Below are 17775 nucleotides of genomic sequence, written 5' to 3' on the forward strand. Positions count from 1 at the left end.
GTCAACGGGCCGCGTGGTGCGCGACGTCCGTTTCCGCGAAGTGTTCGGCGATGCAGTGGCGCAGCCGCGGGCCGAACACGGCAGCGATGTCGTCGGCCGAGTACGGCGCAATGACGTCGTCGATGCCGAGCGCACGGTCCACTTCCTGCTGGAGTCGCGTGAAGATTCGCTGCGCGGCCCGCTCGTCGTGCAGGTACGTATTGAGCGCGGCCGCCGTCGCGTGCGCCGCCGCCGCGTCGAGCCCGTGCGCGGCGAACGCGTCGGCCGACCATTCGTCCGCGTCGCGCGGCGCGTCGCGCATCGCGTCGACTTCGGCCAGCAGGGCGGACCCGTCGGCGCCGAGCGTCGCCACGCACATGCGGTCCGCCGCGGCGACGAGCTGATTCAGCCCGGCCGTCATCTGGCGCAGCACCGTGCCCGCCGGCCATTGGCGCGCCCGCGCGATCTCGGCTTCGTCCCCCTGCAGCAGCATCGCGAGATCCTCGCGCGCGATCTCGTGCGCGAGCGGGCTCGTGTGTTCGGTGGACCAATCCTCGAAACGCGCCAGCGCGTCGCGGAACGCTTGCGTGCGCGCCTGACCGGGCACCGCGTCGAGCGCGACGATCAGCGCGCGCAACTGCTGCGTCGCACGCACCGCGAACAGGTATTTCTCGGCTTCGAGCTTCAGGAACGCCGTCGCGTAGCGGTAGAAACCAGGCTCGGCCGCGCTCGCGTCGGCGCCCGCCAGCGACGCCGGCTCGATCATCGCGCGATAGGCCTGCTCGACCATCGTCTGCGGCCCCGCGCACACCGAGTTGCGGCCGACGAGCAGGCCCGCCGCCTCGGCGATCACGTAATACGCGTCGCTGGCGAGGCACGGCGCGGCCGGATCGCCGCCCGATGCCATCCGCTTGATCAGCGAGATATGCACGATCCGGTGCATGCCGAGCGAGATCCGGTAGATGATCGACGGCACGACGGGAATGCTGTCCGGGTCGGCCGGCTGCTCGCGCCGACGGATCAGGTAGGCGGGCAGCAATTGGCACAGCTTGCTGATGAACCACAGGTCGAGCATCGACACCTCGCCGTCGTGGCCGCGCAGCCGGCAATACCCGTCGCGCAGCGTCGAGATGGTCGGCAGCACCAGGTGCCAGTGGTTTCCGAACTGCCGCAGCGACGAGATGTTCATCGGCAGCGCGTGATGAAACCGGCTGCCCTCGTACTCGCAGCGCGCGGCCTCGATCTCGATGCCGTCGCGCGATTCGGCCGGCGCGATCTCCTCGCCGAGCGGGCGAAAGAAGCTGTCGCGATAGGCGACCATCGAGCCCAGCATCGAGCGCCAGTAGAACTCCGGTTTGTCGAGCGCGCGCGGCCCGTGATAGCCGGTCGCGTACAGCGCATCGATGACGGTGAAATCAAACTCGTTCTGCATCATGGCTTCCTGAAGAGACACGGCCGCCGGCACGGCGGGCCGATAGAACGAACGGCGCGGCGACGGCGCGTCAGCGCGGCATCGACATCGGCTTGCCGGCCGTGTCGGCCGCGCGGCGCCACCGGCGCGCGAGCGCCTGCCACAGGCTCGCGAGCTCGACCCGGCAGAAGGTCCGCACGGCGCGAGGCGACCACCACCAGTAGTTCACGTTGATCGAATCGCTCAGCGATTCCACGTAGTGCCACCAGCCGGGCGGCAGGTACAGCACGTCGCCCGCCTCGAGCACGAAGTCGTGGCGCGGCGCCGACTGCACGCGCGGAAACAGCACCGGGTCCGGGTCGCTCATGTCCACCGGGCTGAAGATCACCGGCAGATCGCGGCGCTGCCGGTAATACACGTTGGCGGACTGCTCGGGCGCGAACAGCACCCAGCGCTTGCGGCCGTACACCTGCACGTTCAGGTTCTCGTGCCGGTCGAAATGCATCGGCGACGAAATCCCTTCCGGGCCGAGCCAGAAGCCCGGCCGCAACACCAGCCTGCGCCTCAGCCACTGAGGCATCCAGCCGGGAAAGCCGTGCTGCTCGTGCAGCGGCACGATGTCGTCCTTCAGCTCCGGCGCCGTCGAATAGATCGCCGCGTAGGTGATGTACGTGGTGCGGGCACTGCCCTGCGCCTGCATCGCGCGGATCGTCGCGCCCAGGCGCGCGGTTTCGTAGCGGCGCGCGCCCAGGTAGAGGTCCGGCCGGGTCGGCGTCGGCGACAGCTGCGACGTCTCCACCGTGATCTCGTGTTCGCCGTAGCGCTCGACGAAGAAATCCGGCGTCCAGCGCGTGCGCGCGGGCCACGCGTCGATGAATCCTTCCAGCACGGCCGGATGCTTCAGTCCGGCCAGAACGTCACGCATGCTCCGGCTGCCGTCGTAGCGAATCCGCGGCATCGGCACAATCTTGCTGCCAGTCATCGTGGGGCTCCTGTCGACAGGAAAATCAGGACACCTGCCAATCGCCGTTGTGCCGAAGCACGTCGCCGGGCAGCCAGCGGATCACGCGGGTGGTGGCGCCGAGCGTGTCGAGGCGCGCGTCGATCTGGTCGAGCGTGTCGGCTTCCGCCGGCTCGCCGTTGATCCAGCCGATGTCGTCGATCTCGGCGGCGATGCCGCAGAACCCGTTCGCATACGGCGCGAACGCATGGGCGCCGGCGCGCGCGCAAAGCTCGCCGATGCCGGACGGGCCGAGCGTGATGGACGGGCCGTCGCCCGCTTCCGCGATGCGCGGCAGGCGCTGCAGGTCGGTCATCGGCAGCACCATCCAGAACGTGAACAGGCCCTGCCAGAACGGCGCCTTGCGCATCTCGCGGCAGCAGCTCACGACCAGGTCGGGCCGGCCGCGCCGGGCGACGGACCGATCGATCACGTCCATCACCGAGCCCTTCGCGTCATCGCCGCTGTCGACGAGCAGAATCACCGAGAACTGCGGCGTCGTGACCCGGTAGCAATTGCCCCAGTTGCGCACGTCGTGCGGCGGCACGGCCGCGCCGATGGTCGGCTGCTCGCCGTAGAACGGCAGGATGTCGATCTCGATGTCGCCGATCCGCACCGTCTCGCCCCAGCCGGGCGCGAGCACCGTCTGCCCGACGTCGCGCAGCGACTGCTGCATGTCGTCCTGCGCCAGCAGCGATGCGACCGGGATGTGCGGCACGATGACCGGCACCGATCCGTCGCCGCCGTGCCGCAGGATGGTCGGGATGTGCCAATGGTCGAGATGCCCGTGCGTCACGAGCATGCCGTCGATCTGCCGGGCCAGGTTGGACGGCGCGCGATCGAGATCGGGCAGGCCGACGTTGCCGCCGATCGCGAGGCTGATCGGGTCGGTCAGCAGACGGGTGGTTTCGGATGCGATCAGCAGCGACGCGTGTTCGAGCCGCTGGATGCCGGGGCCGTCGAACGCCGGCCATGCCAGCCCCGCGTCGCCTTTCGGCCGTTCACAGCCGAGCAGGCGAGGGTCCGCGTACAGCTCGGACAGCGGCTGCCAGCGGTTGCGCTGCAGCGCGTCGCGCAGCGCATTCGCGAGCTGCGGCACGTCGCCGGCGGCGGTGTCGAGCACGATCGGCTCGCCGCCCTGCGGCGCCAGCGCGAGCGTCCAGCGGTCGCGGCGCTGATGCAGATCGTAGAGCAGCGCACGGCTCGCGATACAGCCGCCGGCCGCCACCGAATCCGGATCGAACAGTTCGGCCAGAAACGGATAGCGCGCAATCGCATCGCGCAACAGCGCGGCACAGGCGGCCGGTTCGAATTTCGCTTCCATGAATTGCTGCATGAGCGCGTCCTGCCGCTCGATCAGCAAGCCCAGATCATGCGCGCGCGAAGCCAGAATGCCTGTATTGAGGAAGACCCCCAGGCGATCATCGACTGACATGGTGTGTTTTACCCTCGGATTCTCTCGGCGAAACGCAAACGTGCTCCCGCGCGCGCCGTTACCGGGCCGCGAAATGCCGCATCGTTCCTTTATCTTTTATTGCGCGCTCGTGGCGCGAAGCGTCGATAATTATCTCGACAGTGCGGCCCGCACGCTCAATGGGCGCATGTCGGTCCAGTTGGCGCCGATCCATTCGAGGCAGGCATCCCGGTTTCCCGACGGGCCCACCGCCCGCCAGCCTTCCGGCACATGCTTGTCGTCCGGCCAGATCGCATATTGTTCCTCGTGATTGACGACCACTTTGAAAACGGCATCGTTTTGCGGCGTTTCGGCTTCCATGTCTCTCTCGTTTCAATAATCGATCACGCGTGTCACACGCACCACATAATTCGATATTTCGATAAGAACAGCGCGCCCGGCAGCACCGGGCGACGACTCAAGCACGCTAAAAATCGAAGCGAACCGACTTTACCATAACCCATCTTAAATCAATTACATTTCTATTGCATGAAAACAGGATAAATAATATTCTTCGGCAACCAATAATCCACCCAATTGTTTCATAAATATGCGAACAGATAGACGGAATATGCCTTTGCGAATAAATCGATAATCGGCCAAATTGTTTTGTATTTTGTTTGATTCGTTTTTAGGCGGAGTTCAGAAGCATGGTCTTGCTAGCCAGTACGCTCACCATTCCGCTCGCGCGCCCGACGGCGCGGCATCGGCTGCTGGTGTTCCATCACGCGTGCGGCGCGGCGGCCAATTACTATCGGTGGGGGGCGTCGTTCCCGGAAGACGTCGAGGTGTGGCTCATCGAGCTGCCCGGCCGCGGCCGGAGTCTGGGCGCTCGCGCGATCGATACGTTGCCCGAACTGATCGACTTCCTGCGCGCGCTGCGCCCGCTGTTGCCGCGCACCTATTCGGTGTTCGGCCACAGCATGGGAGCCTTGATCGCATACTGTTTCGCGTGCGACATGGCGCAACACGGGCATCCGCCCGCCTGGCTCGGCGCCTCCGGCGCCGATGCGCCGTTCTACCCGCATCGCCACGCGCACCGCGATGGCATGCCGGTCCATTTGCGCACCGACGCCGAGATCGTCGACTATGTCGTGTCGCTCGGCGGGACGCCCCGCGAAGTGGTGGAACACGACGCGCTACGAGCCATGCTGCTGAAGCTGGCCAAGGCGGATTTCCGCGTCGTCGAGCGGTTCTTCCCGCTGCCGTCCGCGACCGCGCTACCCTGCCCCGTCACGGTGTTCTCCGGCCGCGACGACACGTTGCTGAGCCCGGCCGGGCAACGTGACTGGTTGCGTGCGTCGCACCACACGGTCAATTTCCGCGAGTTCGATGGCGGGCACTTCTTTCTTTTGGACCATCCGGCCGCGGTTCGGCACGCAATCGGCCAGGCGTTGGCGCAGGCGGGGCAGCGCGACACCGATGATTGCGCGATACCCCAGCCATAGGGCGGGCGACCCGCTTGCCGTCATCGACCGTTGCGGAGATGCGCCGGGCGATCGCGACGCGCCCCGACTCGCGATCACATGCTCTTGATCGCCGTGCCTTGCGCGGTCACTTCGACGAAGTGATCCGCCGGCATCGGACGCCCGAGCAAGAAGCCCTGCAGCGAATTGCAGCCGAGCCGGGTCAGGAACTGCTGCTGCGCGGTCGTTTCAACGCCCTCCGCGACGATCTTCAGGTCGAGTGCCCGACCGAGCGCGACGATCGCGGAAATGATCGCGGCATCTTCGGTATCGTGTTCGAGATCCCGGATGAATCCCCGGTCGATCTTGAGCTCGCTGGCCGGCAAGCGCTTGAGATACAGCAAGCTCGAATAACCGGTGCCGAAGTCGTCGATCGAAATTCGCACCCCCATGTCGTGAAGCTGCTGGAGGATTCTCAGGCTGGCGTCGGCATCGCGCATCGCGGTCGATTCGGTGATCTCCAGCGTCAGGCAGTGCGGCTCCAGCGCGTGCCGCTGCAATGCGGCCTCCACGACCCGGATCAGGCTCGCGTGACCGAACTGCAACGGTGACAGGTTCACGGCCATCGTCCAGTCGGTTCGGCCCGCATCGCGCCACGCGCGCATCTGCCGGCAGGCCTCGTCCAGTACCCATTCGCCGATCGGCACGATCAATCCGGTCTTTTCCGCAATCGAGATGAACTGATCGGGCGACATGAGGCCGCGCGTCGGGTGCTTCCATCGCAACAGCGCCTCGACGCCCATGATCGGTCCATCGGGCACTTCGAACTTCGGCTGGTAATGCAGGACCAGTTCATGCCGCTCCAGCGCCAGACGGAGTTCCTGCACGATTTTCAAGTGCTCGCGGACATTCGCGTTCATCGATGCCTCGAAGAAGCAGTACGCATCTCGGCCGAGCGCCTTGGCGTGATACATCGCCGCATCGGCATTGGTCATCAGCTCGCGGAAATCGCTGCCGTTGCCGGGATAGAGCGCGATACCGATGCTGGCCGACACGCGCAATTCGTGTTCGGACACGTGGAACGGCGCCCGAATCACCGCCAATACCTTGTCCGCCACGTCGGCCGCGTCGGCGGGCTCGTTCACGGCCACGACGAGCACGAACTCGTCGCCGCCCAGACGGGCAATCGTGTCCTGCGAGCGCAGGTTCGCGCCGATGCGCCGAGCCACGTCGACCAGCAACAGATCGCCGACATGATGACCATAGGCGTCGTTGACGGCCTTGAATCCGTCGAGGTCCATGAACATCAGCGCGAAACACCCGTGCTCGCGGTCGGTGCTCTGGATCGCCTGGTCGATCCGGTCTTCGAGCAGCACGCGGTTGGGGAGCTTGGTGAGGGTGTCGTGCAGTGCCAGATACGTCAGCTCCTGGTTCGCTTCGGCCAGCGAGGTCGCCAGTACCGCCGTGCGGGCTTCCAGACGCAGGTCGAGGACCGAAACGATCAGCGCGATGGCGAGTATCGCCAACGTGGCCACGACGATGACGAGCGCCAGCCCGCCGGGATCCATGCTGGAGCCGGCGGCCCCGCAGATGCTGCCCAGCGGGAACCGGGCGGCCGCCATTCCCGTATAGTGCATGCCGGCGATGGCGGCGCCCATCAGGACCGCCGCCCCCAGATTGAGCAGGCGCACGCGAGACGAAGCGGTTCGCCGAATGAATACGATCCACAGCACGGCGCCCGATGCGACGACGGCAATCGCGACCGACAGGCAGACGAGCAACGGGTCGTACCGGATACCCGGCGACATGTGCATCGACGCCATGCCCGTGTAATGCATGCCCGCTACGCCAGTCCCCATCAACATCGCGCCGCCGCCGAGCCGGTGCCATCTGAGCGTGCCCCGACAGACGAGCCACAGCGCAACCGTGGAGCAGCCGATGGCGATCAGCAACGAAAGCACCGTCATGGCCGGATCGTATCCCAGTGGAATCGGCAACGCGAAGGCCAGCATGCCGACGAAATGCATCGACCAGATGCCCGCCCCCATCACGCTGGCCGCGCCTACCAGCCACCCATGTGCGGCGCGCCCGCCGGCCGTCTTGATACGCCCGGCCATGTCCAGCACGGTGTAGGACGCCAGGATGGCGATCAGGAGCGAAAGAAGAACGAGCAACGCGTTATAACTTGTCGGCAGCATTGTTATTTACAGATCGCTTTCGATTTGGCGTAACGAGACCCCCGGCCAGCCGGGGGCTTCGCGGATTCGCGGGAAAGTTGGGCACAAACGGAAAGCGGTGTCCGAAGGAATGGACCGGTGGTGTGACGCGTCAGGCGATTCCGACGACGACCGCTTGCAGCGGCGGATCATAAACGCGCCCTCCCGTTCAGGGAAGGATTTAGCGCTGCGGGGCGCTGGAGGAGGCGGGACGGAATCAGAACGTGTGGCGAATGCCGGCCGCGAACGTGTTGCCGGTGGGGCGAGCGCTCAGCTTGTCGTAGGAGTAAATCGCGTAGATGTCCGTGCGTTTCGACAGCAGGTGGTTGTAGCCGACAGACGCGGTGTTCCGCAGGCTGCGGGCCGCTTCGGTCGGGCCGGACCGCTTCGTGCGCGCCCACTCTGCAAGCAGGAAGTCGGCCGGCGACAACGGGATCGACACACCCGCCTCGCAAGTGTGGCTGCCGGTCGGCGTACGCGCGTCGCTTGTCATCGCCCACGCGCCGTAGAGCGTGACGATCTTGAAGTCGTATGCCGCGCCCGCCAGATAGGCGTACTGCGCGCCGACCGGCCCTGCCGCGGTATAGCGCACGCGCTGGCCCGACAACACGGCCGTGAGACCGTGCCCTCGATAGTTCAAGTGAACGCCGAGGTTACCGACGCCAGGCGAGCCCGCCACGCCGCCAAGACCATAGATGACGGTGGCGCCGAACCCGTTGAAGTCCGGCGTCGTGTACTTGACGGTGTTGTTCCACACCGTATCGCCGATGATCGTCCCGCCATAGTTGGTCACGAACGTCTGCAGGACGAGTGGAGAGAAGACGGTCGAGGATCCGAACGGATTGACGACGGATTCGGCCGTATAGGCCGGGTTTCTTTGTCGCCCGAAGGTCAACTGGCCGAAGTCGCCTTGAAAGCCCACGTACGCATTGCGCGACCAGAACGGGTCCGCCGCACTGCGTCCCAGCGCGCCGTTGGCGGGTTGAAAGAAGCTTTCGAGGACGAAAATGGCGCCGACGCCGCCGCCAAGATCTTCCTTGCCGCGGATTCCCCAGAACGACGTGGTCAGCCCGCCGCTTCCCATCAGTACCGTGGACCGCGGCGTATCGCTGCGTTTGATGCTCCCGACGTAGGTGCCGATGAGGCCATAAAGCTGAACCTGGGAGCCGCTGTCTGCGTGTGCGCCGCCGGAGGTCCATACCAGACCGGCGCTGAATATCGCCGTCGCGCCGAGCGTACCGACAACGCGCCGGGCGGCCACGCGCACCACGACCTGTCGTGTCTTTTTCATTTCGGTTGTCTCCATTCATATTTTTTGAGCGGCCTTTTTCACGGCAATCCTGTCAGCAGTACTGATGGACTACTCTTTGACGGCGGCGCTTGTTGCGAGCATGTCGCTGAAGCCACGGGCGTGACGAGCGACGAAACGCCTTCCCTCGAGGCTTCTCAGGGAAAGGCGCCGTCAGGCATGCAAGTGACTACGGGGAAATCTCTTCGAGCGAACGATTGGTCGTCTCGACCATGCGCGCGGCGACGACGAAGCCCACTGCACTGACCACGGCAAACATGACGAATACCGCGGCGATGCCTCTTCCGGTCAATACGACGCCGACGATCGCCGGCGCGGCGGCAGACGCCGCGCGCAGCCACGAAGTCGCGAGACCGGTGCCGATCGCGCGCATCCGGGTGGGATAGATTTCAGGGGTGTACAGGTACAGAAGGACCGTGGTCGTGGCCATCACCGCATAGGCCGACGATCCGAGCAACATCACGGACCACGCGCTGCCCGCGCCATGAATGCCCAGTGCGGCGAGCAGGGCCGCGCTGATGATGAAGCAGGCCATTGCCCACCGGCGGCGTCCGACCCGATCGATCAGCAGCGCGCAGGCAAGCACGCCGCACGTACTCAGGACGTTCGAGATCGACGCCATCTGAAGCGACGCTTGCAGCGGCAGATGGTAGACCGTCTTGTAGAGGCTCGGCAGCCAGTTGTTGATGCCATTGGCCACGAAATAAGCGCTCGCCCACAGCAGCCACACGACGACGGTGCGGCCCCGGTAGAACGGCGAGAACAGTTCCTTCCACGTTCCCTTCCGCTTCGACTGTCGTCCGGTCATAAGGCCCGACACGCGCGCGTCCACCTCGGCCCTTTGAGTCTGCGTGTCGAGGTTGCGCTTCGTCGTGCTGGCTTCCAGCCGCTCGATGATGCGCTCGGCCTTATCGAACCGCCCGCGTGAAACGAGCCAGCGCGGCGATTCCGGCAGGCGTGCGATCAGGATCGCGACGACCATGCCGGGAATCCCGCCGATCAGGAACATATATTCCCAACCGAAGCGCGGGACGACGAACGCACCGAGCTGCGCGGCCGCGAGCAGGCCCAACGGGAAAATCAGTTCGTACAGGATGAAGAAGCGTCCGCGGCCGTGCGCTTGAGACAGCTCGTTGATGTACGTGGCGGCCACGGGCACTTCTCCGCCCACACCGATGCCTTGCAGGAAACGCATCAGAAACAGCATGTGAAAGCTGCCGGTGAACGCGCATACGACGCTCATGGCCGACATGACGCCCACCGCAATGGTGGCGCTCGGCACGCGCCCCAGGCGCTCGGCCAGCCAGCCGAACACCAACGCGCCGACGACCTGCCCAAGATAGCCGGCAGCGATCAGCACGCCGATCTGGCCGGGAGAAAGATGCCAGAGGCCCACCAGTACGGGCAGCACGAAAGCAAGCGACAGTGCGTCGAACGCATCGAACAGGGTCGCGCTGCCCATGACGATCCGTGCCCGGGTGTGCCACTTGCAAAACGGCACGTTCTCGATGCGGAACAGCAGGTTCGCCGCCCGCAGTTGCTCGCTCATGGGACGCGTTTCGCTCGCGGATCGACCAAGGTCGACGCCGCAGGCGGTCGAAGGGGTGTTCATGCTGTCTCCTGAAAAGCTGCATTTTATGAACCTTCGGCTTGCTTCTTGTTGTGCGGCACCGGTCACGTTTCTTGGTGGTTTTCCGCGACATCGGCGCCCTTTTTATCATTTGCCGAGCCTGTCGGCGGCGGCGTGCGCGACGCGGTTTCGCGCGCCGCCCCGACTGCTCGACGCCGACGGCAAGCGGACGGCGCTGCGCCGTCGTCATCCGGCTATGGACGGGCCACGCCCGAGTCAGTCGACGAGGCCGGCCGAACGAAGCGCGTCCGCGATTTCGACGTCCGCGCCTGGCGCGAGCGGCAGCAGCGGCGAGCGCACGGTGGCGTGCTGGAGGATGCCGCGGGCCACCAGACCGTGCTTGAGCGCGACGGTGCCTTCCATGTGCGACCCGCGGTGATACACGTTACGCGTCACCGGCAGCAGGCGATCGTGAATCGCGCGGGCGGCCGCGTAGTCTTTCGCCTTGCCCGCCTTGATCAGTTCGACGAGCGGCTCGGGAGCCAGGCTGCCGTAGCCGACGAGCGCCCCGTCGACGTCGAACATCGTGTGCAGCAGATACTCGTCGTGGCAGGTGAGGATTTGCAGTTCCGGACGCTCGCGTCGGATGATCGGAATCTCGACGTCCCAGCGACGCATGTTGCGCACGCCGTTTTTCATCGCGAAGACGCCCGGTTGCGCGGCGATCTCCAGCTGCGTGTCGAGGTTGTAGGTCGCCTTGGTGGCGTCCGGGTACTGGAACAGGATGAGCGGCAGCCCGCTGCCTTCGTGGATGGCGCGGTAGCGATCCTGCGGCGCACCTTTCTGATAGCCGAAGCGCAGCCAGCCGTGCGACGGATAGACCAGACCAGCCGACGCGCCGGCCTCGACCGCGCGCTTCGCCTCTTCCACCGCCACTTCCGTGCCTTCGAGCGTGATACCGGCGATCACCGGAATCTTGCCGTCGACGGACTTCACGAAGCTTTCGATGACTTGAGCCTGTTCTTTCTGCGAGAGGAACGTGCCTTCGCCGGCATGTCCGAGCACCGTCAGGCCTTTGACGCCTTCGATGCCGCCAAGCCACGCGCCCAGCCGTTGAATTGCCGCATGGTCCACCGCGCCCTCGCGGGTGAAAGGTGTAACGGGTGCCGGGACCAAACCGCGCAGATCGATCGCTTTCATGACGTCTCCAAATGTGAGCTTTTCCGCTCCTCTTTCCGGGAGGAGAGCCCGCCGTCCGTTTCGCATCGAACCGGAACGACGGTGCATGCGTTGCAGTGTAGGGAAGCACGACCCATGCGAGAACGGCGTAATTGCGCATTTCAGCTATACTGATTTGACATATCTACGGGAGGCTTCGCGGTGGACTATGCGGCCTGGAAGCTGTTCATCGACGCGGCGGAACTCGGGAGCCTGAGCAAGACGGCCGTTGCTTACGGGACCAGCCAGCCTCACATCAGCCGGCAGATCGTCGAGCTCGAGCAGTACTGCGGCGGCCGTCTGTTTCAACGGACTGGGCGCGGCGTGGTGTTGACCGAGTTGGGCGCGCGTATCGCGCCGCGTGTGAGGGCGTGGCTTGCCAGCACGGAGCAGTTGTCCAACGACATCCGCAGCACGGCGGGCGAGCCGATCGGCGTGGTCAGGCTCGGGATCCTGCCCTCCACCGCCCATCCCCTTGTCAGCACCCTTTACCATCGGCTTCGCGAGCGTTACCCGCTGGTGCAGTTACAGGTGCGCGAGGGTCAAGGAGCGTTGCTGGAAACCTGGCTGGAGAACGGCAGCGTCGATCTCGCCATCCTGTTTCGAAATAGTCCGACGCCGAGAAACGGCGACGAATATCTGGTCGAGGCCGCGACGTACCTGGTGGGGGCGGAAGGCGATCCGTTGACCAGTCAGCCCACGATCGCTTTTTCGAGGCTCGATGGCATTCCGCTGGTCTCTTTCTGCCGCCCCAATAGCTGGCGCGAGCGGCTCGAACAAATCGCGGGCGAACATCGGGTGTCGCTGAATTTCGCGGCGGAAGCCGATTCTCTCAGCCTGCAGGGGCACATCGTCGCCGATGGCGGCATTCATGCGTTGCTGGGCCCTTACGCGATCGCCAATCTCGAACGGGAATGCCGGTTGCAAGCGTCGATGGTGGTCGATCCGTCCGTGCCGCGCTTCATTGCACTTGCCATGTCGCCGCACGGCGAACTGACGCTGGCTTGCCGCACGGTCATGCAGCTCACGAAGGAAATCGCCCGGTCGCGCACGCTCTCGTCGGATCTTCGGTTGGGTGTGTCCGCCGCGTTCCTGCGGTCAATTTGAGCGGCTCGGCACAGTGCGTTCGCAGTCCGGATCGAGTGAGGATGTCGATCTCGGCGATGCGCTGCGTGTGGTCGGGCGCCGGCTTGCGCGGCGAACGGCGCGGTGCGCGATTTCTCCATCCGCGCCGCCCATCTCGCGCCGACCTTTAGTACGACTTGCCGCCCACCGTCGCCGCTTCCAGTTCGCGCGTGATGATCTGCGTGCCGCCGACGTTGGCGACCGACTTGACCAGACCGACGCCCGGCGCGAGCCAGTCGTCCGCGGTCGTGTTGCTCGTCAACGCCGAGTTGGTGAAGGTCTCCGTGGTGTGATAGTGGCAAGCATTCGCGAAGACCTTGCCGTTGCGGAGGCTGACCGTTTCGCGCGCGACGTACGTCCGCTGGATCGAGACGGACGTTTGCGCGCCGCCCGACGGAACGACGGGCGTATCCACGTAATTCACCGTCTCGCTTCCCGCGAGCCCGATCGTCTCGACATAGGGCGGCGAGTTCACGTCCCGCAACACGAGCGTGCTGCCGCTGTAAACCTCGCCGCCGTAGTTCGTGCGTACGCCGTTGCCGACGAGGTAGTAGTGATTGGTCTGAATCGGCGAACCGGGCGTCGTTTCGGCCTGCTGCACGAGCGCCACGCCATTGAACGTCGCCGGCGCGTAAGTCCGCGTGTACACGCCGTTGTCGACCGACGGGCTCTGCGACGTCGCTTGCGTATACATGTGCAACTGCACGGTATCGCCTTGCTGGTAAATCGGATCACAGTCGACGTTCGACGCGGTCGGCGAGCCCGGATTGCCGCCGGATGTGCCCGTGGTCGGCGTCCCGCCGCTGCCGCCGTTGTTGCTCGTCCCCGATCCGCCTGACGAAGCCGGCGAGGAATTGTCGTCGCCGCCGCAAGCGGTCAGCGCGAGGCAGGTCAATGCGATCAGTGCAACGGCTTTCATCGGGATCACCTTCCAAACGAACGGGACGAACGAAGCCCGTACGCGCGAATCACGCCGCGCGCACCGACCATCAAGAATCAAGAATCAGAAATCGGGAGTCGGCCGGCGGCCTCCGCCGGCCCGGCGACGTCAATTGACCTGCAGTTGCCCACCGCGGCCCAGTCCGCCCTTGACGTCCTGCGCCTTGTAGCTGCGCAGCGCGACGACCATCTTGTTGTAGGCGTCGATGAACGCGACGACCGTCGCCTTGCCTTCCGGCGTCGACGAGAAGCCCGCCAGCGCGCCGCCTACCCCGCCGCCGAAGCCGCCCAGCGCCGCACCGTAGTTGGTCGCCGTCGAGCTGCCTTCCGACGCCGCGATCTGCACCGCCGAGCGCACGTCGAACAGCGTCAGCGTCACCACCGACGCCTTCGTCTGCAGGTGGCCCGCCACCGCCGCCACCGCGCTGTTGCCGATCAGCCCGCCGATCATGCTGCCGATCCCGCCGATCGGCGAATCGTTGATCACGATCTGCGGTTCCATGTAGTAGTCGGCCGCGACGCGCTGGCCCTTCTGCTGCTTCGAGCCCGCGCGGTATTCGCCCGAGTTGCGCTGCAACTGCGTGATGCGCGACAGGCGCGCGTCGCTCTTCTGGTTGCCGATCGACGTGATCACGAAGCAGTTCGACTGCTGCACCGCCAGCCGCAGCAGCGGATCGATGCTCGTCACCTTGGTCGCGCTGCCGAACTGGCCCCACCAGTCGGCGTTGCGGCCGTCGTCGACCGCGATCGTGCCGAGCGGCGACGGGCAGCGCTGCAGTTGCGAATCGGCGCCGGCGCTCGCGCCGCCGGCCGCCGCGCCCGTCACGCCGGCGTTCTGCCCGCCGGGCGTCACCACGCCGCCGCAACCCGCGACGGCCGCGCCAAGCGCTGCAACCAGCGCGCCTTGAGTGAGACGTTGGGAAAGGTTGGTCTTCATGTCGTTATCGATCGATTAGCGTCGTTGTTCGGCTTATGTGTTCGTGCGAACTTCGATAAGCCCCCCGGCGTGGCGCGCGATGGTGGTCTCCCCGCTGCCGCCCCGTTGCTCGATACCCGGTCAGTAGTACCAGTACGTCTGCTGCCAGACGCCGTAGTACGGATAGCCCGAGTACCAGTAGCCGTAATAGACGTCACGCCATTGCGTGCGCCATTTCCAGTCTTCTTCGTCTTCCTTCTTGGCCTTGCGTGCAAGGTCGAGCAGCTTCTTCGATTCCTTGTCGCCGCGGCCGGCCGCGATCGACAGCCACTTCTCCGCTTCGCGCGCATCCGAGCCCATTTCCTCGAGACCGAACAGGTAGAAACTGCCGAGCGCCTTTTGCGCGTTCAGGTCGCCGCGTTCGGCGGCCTCGCGCATCCACTTGAGCGCCTGGTAGCTGTCCTGGCGCACGCCGTCGCCGCGGAAATAGCGCAGGCCGAGGTCGTAGGCGGCCTTCGGCTGGGTCTTCGCGGTTTGCTTGAGCGCGGCGATGCGTGGATCGTCCCGGTCTTCCGCATCGTCCCTTTTTTGATAGGAGACCTGATCTTTAGGGCGATAGGAACAACCTGTGTCGTCGCAGATCCGTACCGTGCCGGCGGTAACCGACGGATCCTGCGCGCACGCGGCCAGCAGCAACAGCAGCCCCGGTGCGAGTAAACGGCGATACATGGGTACTTTCCTCACGTTTCATTGGCGCCGTATTGCTTCGCGCGCTCGCCCGCGAGCATGCCCCCGGCGGGGCGACGCGCAGCGAAGACGTTCCGCGGGCTCGCACACCGAGGCTCTCTCAGGTTCTCTTTTCGGCTTGAAACATCGTTGCAGCGTCCGATGCGGCGGAAAACAGCAAGCGGGACGCAGCCCCGTGTTCCGCCTCCTGAATCCCCGCAATACTGATCGATGCTTTCTGGATTCAAATGATACATATCGGTCTATCCAATAGTCAAGATGACTTGATGACCGGCGCCGCACGCGAAGATCGCCGGGCGACAATGCGATCCGACCGCGCCGGCAGCCCGATTTCGTCGAACAGCATGATGCTAGAATAATCGGTCTATGCTGCTGAAACATCGAGGAGGAAGCCGTTCGTGCGAGCCAACAAACGCCAGCTGGTGGTAGACAAAGCGACCGAACTGTTCTCCAGGCACGGATTCCATCCGGTGGGCGTCGACTGGATCATCGACGATTCCGGTGTCGCCCGCATGACGCTGTACCGGCATTTTGCGAGCAAGGACGAGCTGATCCGCGAAGTGCTGGTCCAGCGCTACGACCTGATCGTCGGCAGCATCGCCGCGCAATTGCAGCACGTCGCCGATCCGGTCGAGCGCGTCAAGACCATCTTCGACTGGTACGCGGCGTGGTTCAGGACACCCGAATTTGCCGGCTGCCTGTTCGAGCGCGCGCTGGCCGAATTCGGCACCGCTTATGCGCCGATCTCGGATGTCGCGATCCGCTATCGCCGCAAAATGGTCGAATGGATCGCGGAACTGATCGAGGCCCTCGTGCCGCCCGAAGCCGCCAACCGGCTGGCAACGGTCTTCATGATGCTGCTGGACGGCGCCACGGTCGAGGCACGGGCGTTCAACGATTCCGCGGCTGCCGCGCGCGCGTGGCAAGCCGCGCACGCCCTGCTCGAACAGGCGATGCACGCGACGGTTCCGGCCGCCGACGGTGCGGCTAGCCCGACGTAACGCAGGTCGCGCGCCGTCGTATTGCAGGCAAACCGTCGGTGGGAAGGCGCCGGGCAAGGTCGACGCAGGCGACATCGCGAAGTCGAACGGGCCGTAACGCCCGCCCGGGCCGCCAGTGCGCGACGCGCCCGACCAGGCACGGCGATTGCGCCTGCTGGACTCCCGGGAGGCCGCGATCATGAACGACAACGATTTTCTCCAGCCGGAGCCGACGGAGCCCGCCCCGAATGCGGCCACGTGGGTCCGGCGTCTCGGTCCCGGCCTCGTCACCGGCGCCGCCGACGACGACCCTTCCGGCATCGGCACGTATTCGCAGGCGGGTGCGCAGTTCGGCTTCGAATTGCTGTGGGCGCTGCTGTTGACGTACCCGCTGATGACGGCCATCCAGCTGGTCAGCGCGAGAATCGGCCGCGTGACGGGCAAGGGTCTCGCGTCCAACATGCGCACGCACTATCCGCGATGGCTGCTGTACGGGACGGTCGTGCTGCTGATCACGGCCAACGTGATCAACATCGCCGCCGACCTGTCGGCCATGGGCGCGGCCGTCAATTTGTTGCTGCCCGGCCCGCAACAGCTCTACATCGTGTGCCTGGGCGGCGTGTCGGTCGTGCTGCAGGTGTTCGTTCCGTACGACCGCTACGCGCGATTGCTCAAATGGACCGCGCTGACGCTGCTGGCGTATGTCGCGGTCGCCCTCATCGTGCCCGTCAGCTGGGCCGAGGTCGGCCGCGCGATCGTGCAGCCCCATGCGCAACTGACCGCCGCTTATCTGACCACGGTCGTCGCGGTGCTCGGCACGACCATCAGCCCGTATCTGTTTTTCTGGCAGGCGTCTCAGGAAGTCGAGGAATTGCGCGCCGCGCCGAACCAGCGGCCGCTGCGACGCATGCCGCGTCAGGCGCCCGCGCAGTTGCGCCGGATCAGCTTCGATACGTGGTTCGGCATGGGCGTCTCGAACGTGATTGCGTTCTTCATCGTGCTGACGGCGGCGGCCACGCTGAACGCGCATCACATCGACGTCAAGACTTCCGCGGACGCCGCGCGGGCGCTCGAGCCGGTTGCCGGTCACTTCGCGTACGTGCTGTTCGCGCTCGGCATCGTCGGCACCGGCCTGCTGGCGCTGCCGGTGCTCGCGGGATCGGCCGCGTATGCGGCGGCCGGCACGTTCCGCTGGCGCAACAGTCTCGCGTTGCAGCTGGGCGTCGCGCCCGAATTCTATGCGGTGATCGTGTTGGCGATCGTCGGCGGAATCGCGTTCACGTTCACGCATTTCGACCCGATCCGCGCGCTTTACTGGAGCGCCGTCATCAACGGGGTAAGCGCCGTGCCGATCATGGTCGTGATGATGCTGATGGCGCGAAGCAGACGCGTCATGGGGGAGTTCGCCGTCAGCGGCACGCTTGCGTGGGGCGGATGGATCGCGACGCTCGCGATGGCGATCGCGGCGCTGGGCGTGTTCGTACCGGGATAAAGCCTGCGGCGCGG

General features: G+C 65.4%; 15 protein-coding genes. 4 read left to right on the forward strand and 11 right to left on the reverse strand.

The window, feature by feature from the left end:
* Nucleotide 1 precedes the first annotated feature (1 nt).
* From GJG85_RS29945 to GJG85_RS29960, 4 genes are all read right to left on the reverse strand, one after another.
* The gene (locus GJG85_RS29945; RefSeq protein ID WP_204384658.1) at nucleotides 2-1411 is read right to left on the reverse strand and encodes a hypothetical protein; all 1410 of its coding nucleotides are present in this window, start codon (nucleotides 1409-1411) and stop codon (nucleotides 2-4) included.
* Nucleotides 1412-1481: 70 nt separating this feature from the next.
* Nucleotides 1482-2372, reverse strand: coding sequence for a cupin-like domain-containing protein (locus tag GJG85_RS29950; RefSeq protein WP_204384660.1), 891 nt, complete (start codon nucleotides 2370-2372; stop codon nucleotides 1482-1484).
* A 25-nt stretch (nucleotides 2373-2397) separates the two neighbouring features.
* On the reverse strand, nucleotides 2398-3726 hold the full coding sequence (locus tag GJG85_RS29955) for an MBL fold metallo-hydrolase (RefSeq protein WP_239469025.1): 1329 nt from the start codon (nucleotides 3724-3726) through the stop codon (nucleotides 2398-2400).
* 228 nt (nucleotides 3727-3954) lie between these two features.
* The gene (locus GJG85_RS29960; protein WP_050016062.1) at nucleotides 3955-4164 is read right to left on the reverse strand and encodes an MbtH family NRPS accessory protein; all 210 of its coding nucleotides are present in this window, start codon (nucleotides 4162-4164) and stop codon (nucleotides 3955-3957) included.
* Between the two features lie 329 nt (nucleotides 4165-4493).
* On the opposite strand from GJG85_RS29960, the gene GJG85_RS29965 reads away from it, so the two are divergent.
* Nucleotides 4494-5291: an alpha/beta fold hydrolase gene (locus GJG85_RS29965; RefSeq protein ID WP_089490238.1), complete on the forward strand. Its 798-nt coding sequence runs from the start codon at nucleotides 4494-4496 to the stop codon at nucleotides 5289-5291.
* Between the two features lie 74 nt (nucleotides 5292-5365).
* On the opposite strand, the gene GJG85_RS29970 is transcribed toward GJG85_RS29965, so the two are convergent.
* From GJG85_RS29970 to GJG85_RS29985, 4 genes are all read right to left on the reverse strand, one after another.
* The gene (locus tag GJG85_RS29970; RefSeq protein WP_089490237.1) at nucleotides 5366-7447 is read right to left on the reverse strand and encodes a bifunctional diguanylate cyclase/phosphodiesterase; all 2082 of its coding nucleotides are present in this window, start codon (nucleotides 7445-7447) and stop codon (nucleotides 5366-5368) included.
* Between the two features lie 235 nt (nucleotides 7448-7682).
* The gene (locus GJG85_RS29975) at nucleotides 7683-8756 is read right to left on the reverse strand and encodes a porin (RefSeq protein ID WP_176016144.1); all 1074 of its coding nucleotides are present in this window, start codon (nucleotides 8754-8756) and stop codon (nucleotides 7683-7685) included.
* 187 nt (nucleotides 8757-8943) lie between these two features.
* The gene (locus GJG85_RS29980) at nucleotides 8944-10386 is read right to left on the reverse strand and encodes an MFS transporter (RefSeq protein WP_175978302.1); all 1443 of its coding nucleotides are present in this window, start codon (nucleotides 10384-10386) and stop codon (nucleotides 8944-8946) included.
* Nucleotides 10387-10620: 234 nt separating this feature from the next.
* Complete coding sequence (locus tag GJG85_RS29985) at nucleotides 10621-11544, reverse strand: dihydrodipicolinate synthase family protein (protein WP_050016069.1); 924 nt, start codon at nucleotides 11542-11544, stop codon at nucleotides 10621-10623.
* Nucleotides 11545-11724: 180 nt separating this feature from the next.
* On the opposite strand from GJG85_RS29985, the gene GJG85_RS29990 reads away from it, so the two are divergent.
* Nucleotides 11725-12669, forward strand: coding sequence for a LysR family transcriptional regulator (locus tag GJG85_RS29990; protein WP_204384668.1), 945 nt, complete (start codon nucleotides 11725-11727; stop codon nucleotides 12667-12669).
* 145 nt (nucleotides 12670-12814) lie between these two features.
* Here GJG85_RS29990 and GJG85_RS29995 read toward each other — a convergent pair whose 3' ends face one another.
* The 3 genes from GJG85_RS29995 to GJG85_RS30005 all read right to left on the reverse strand — a co-directional run bounded on the left by GJG85_RS29995 (nucleotide 12815) and on the right by GJG85_RS30005 (nucleotide 15271).
* The gene (locus GJG85_RS29995; RefSeq protein ID WP_050016071.1) at nucleotides 12815-13606 is read right to left on the reverse strand and encodes a hypothetical protein; all 792 of its coding nucleotides are present in this window, start codon (nucleotides 13604-13606) and stop codon (nucleotides 12815-12817) included.
* 129 nt (nucleotides 13607-13735) lie between these two features.
* A complete protein-coding gene (locus GJG85_RS30000; protein ID WP_124655273.1) occupies nucleotides 13736-14563 on the reverse strand; it encodes a hypothetical protein in 828 nt (275 codons plus the stop codon).
* A gap of 120 nt (nucleotides 14564-14683) precedes the next feature.
* Nucleotides 14684-15271, reverse strand: a complete 588-nt coding sequence (locus GJG85_RS30005; protein ID WP_089490233.1) for an SEL1-like repeat protein — start codon at nucleotides 15269-15271, stop codon at nucleotides 14684-14686.
* Between the two features lie 416 nt (nucleotides 15272-15687).
* Here GJG85_RS30005 and GJG85_RS30010 point away from each other — a divergent pair, with 416 nt between their 5' ends.
* Together GJG85_RS30010 and GJG85_RS30015 are read left to right on the forward strand one after the other, a co-directional pair.
* The gene (locus tag GJG85_RS30010; RefSeq protein ID WP_050016079.1) at nucleotides 15688-16290 is read left to right on the forward strand and encodes a TetR/AcrR family transcriptional regulator; all 603 of its coding nucleotides are present in this window, start codon (nucleotides 15688-15690) and stop codon (nucleotides 16288-16290) included.
* Nucleotides 16291-16468: 178 nt separating this feature from the next.
* Nucleotides 16469-17761 (forward strand): divalent metal cation transporter, encoded by a 1293-nt coding sequence (locus GJG85_RS30015; RefSeq protein ID WP_089490232.1) that lies wholly within the window; start codon nucleotides 16469-16471, stop codon nucleotides 17759-17761.
* Nucleotides 17762-17775 lie beyond the last annotated feature (14 nt).

Origin of the sequence: Burkholderia sp. MS389 (assembly GCF_016899425.1) — a bacterium.
GTDB lineage: Bacteria > Pseudomonadota > Gammaproteobacteria > Burkholderiales > Burkholderiaceae > Burkholderia > Burkholderia sola.

Excerpts from the sequence above, each read along its gene's own strand:
- GJG85_RS29945 (WP_204384658.1), bottom strand. The coding sequence starts at position 1,411 with ATGCAGAACGAGTTTGATTTCACCGTCATCGATGCGCTGTACGCGACC.
- GJG85_RS29950 (WP_204384660.1), bottom strand. The coding sequence starts at position 2,372 with ATGACTGGCAGCAAGATTGTGCCGATGCCGCGGATTCGCTACGACGGC.
- GJG85_RS29955 (WP_239469025.1), bottom strand. The coding sequence starts at position 3,726 with ATGCAGCAATTCATGGAAGCGAAATTCGAACCGGCCGCCTGTGCCGCG.
- GJG85_RS29960 (WP_050016062.1), bottom strand. The coding sequence starts at position 4,164 with ATGGAAGCCGAAACGCCGCAAAACGATGCCGTTTTCAAAGTGGTCGTC.
- GJG85_RS29965 (WP_089490238.1), top strand. The coding sequence starts at position 4,494 with ATGGTCTTGCTAGCCAGTACGCTCACCATTCCGCTCGCGCGCCCGACG.
- GJG85_RS29970 (WP_089490237.1), bottom strand. The coding sequence starts at position 7,447 with ATGCTGCCGACAAGTTATAACGCGTTGCTCGTTCTTCTTTCGCTCCTG.
- GJG85_RS29975 (WP_176016144.1), bottom strand. The coding sequence starts at position 8,756 with ATGAAAAAGACACGACAGGTCGTGGTGCGCGTGGCCGCCCGGCGCGTT.
- GJG85_RS29980 (WP_175978302.1), bottom strand. The coding sequence starts at position 10,386 with ATGAACACCCCTTCGACCGCCTGCGGCGTCGACCTTGGTCGATCCGCG.
- GJG85_RS29985 (WP_050016069.1), bottom strand. The coding sequence starts at position 11,544 with ATGAAAGCGATCGATCTGCGCGGTTTGGTCCCGGCACCCGTTACACCT.
- GJG85_RS29995 (WP_050016071.1), bottom strand. The coding sequence starts at position 13,606 with ATGAAAGCCGTTGCACTGATCGCATTGACCTGCCTCGCGCTGACCGCT.
- GJG85_RS30000 (WP_124655273.1), bottom strand. The coding sequence starts at position 14,563 with ATGAAGACCAACCTTTCCCAACGTCTCACTCAAGGCGCGCTGGTTGCA.
- GJG85_RS30005 (WP_089490233.1), bottom strand. The coding sequence starts at position 15,271 with ATGTATCGCCGTTTACTCGCACCGGGGCTGCTGTTGCTGCTGGCCGCG.
- GJG85_RS30015 (WP_089490232.1), top strand. The coding sequence starts at position 16,469 with ATGAACGACAACGATTTTCTCCAGCCGGAGCCGACGGAGCCCGCCCCG.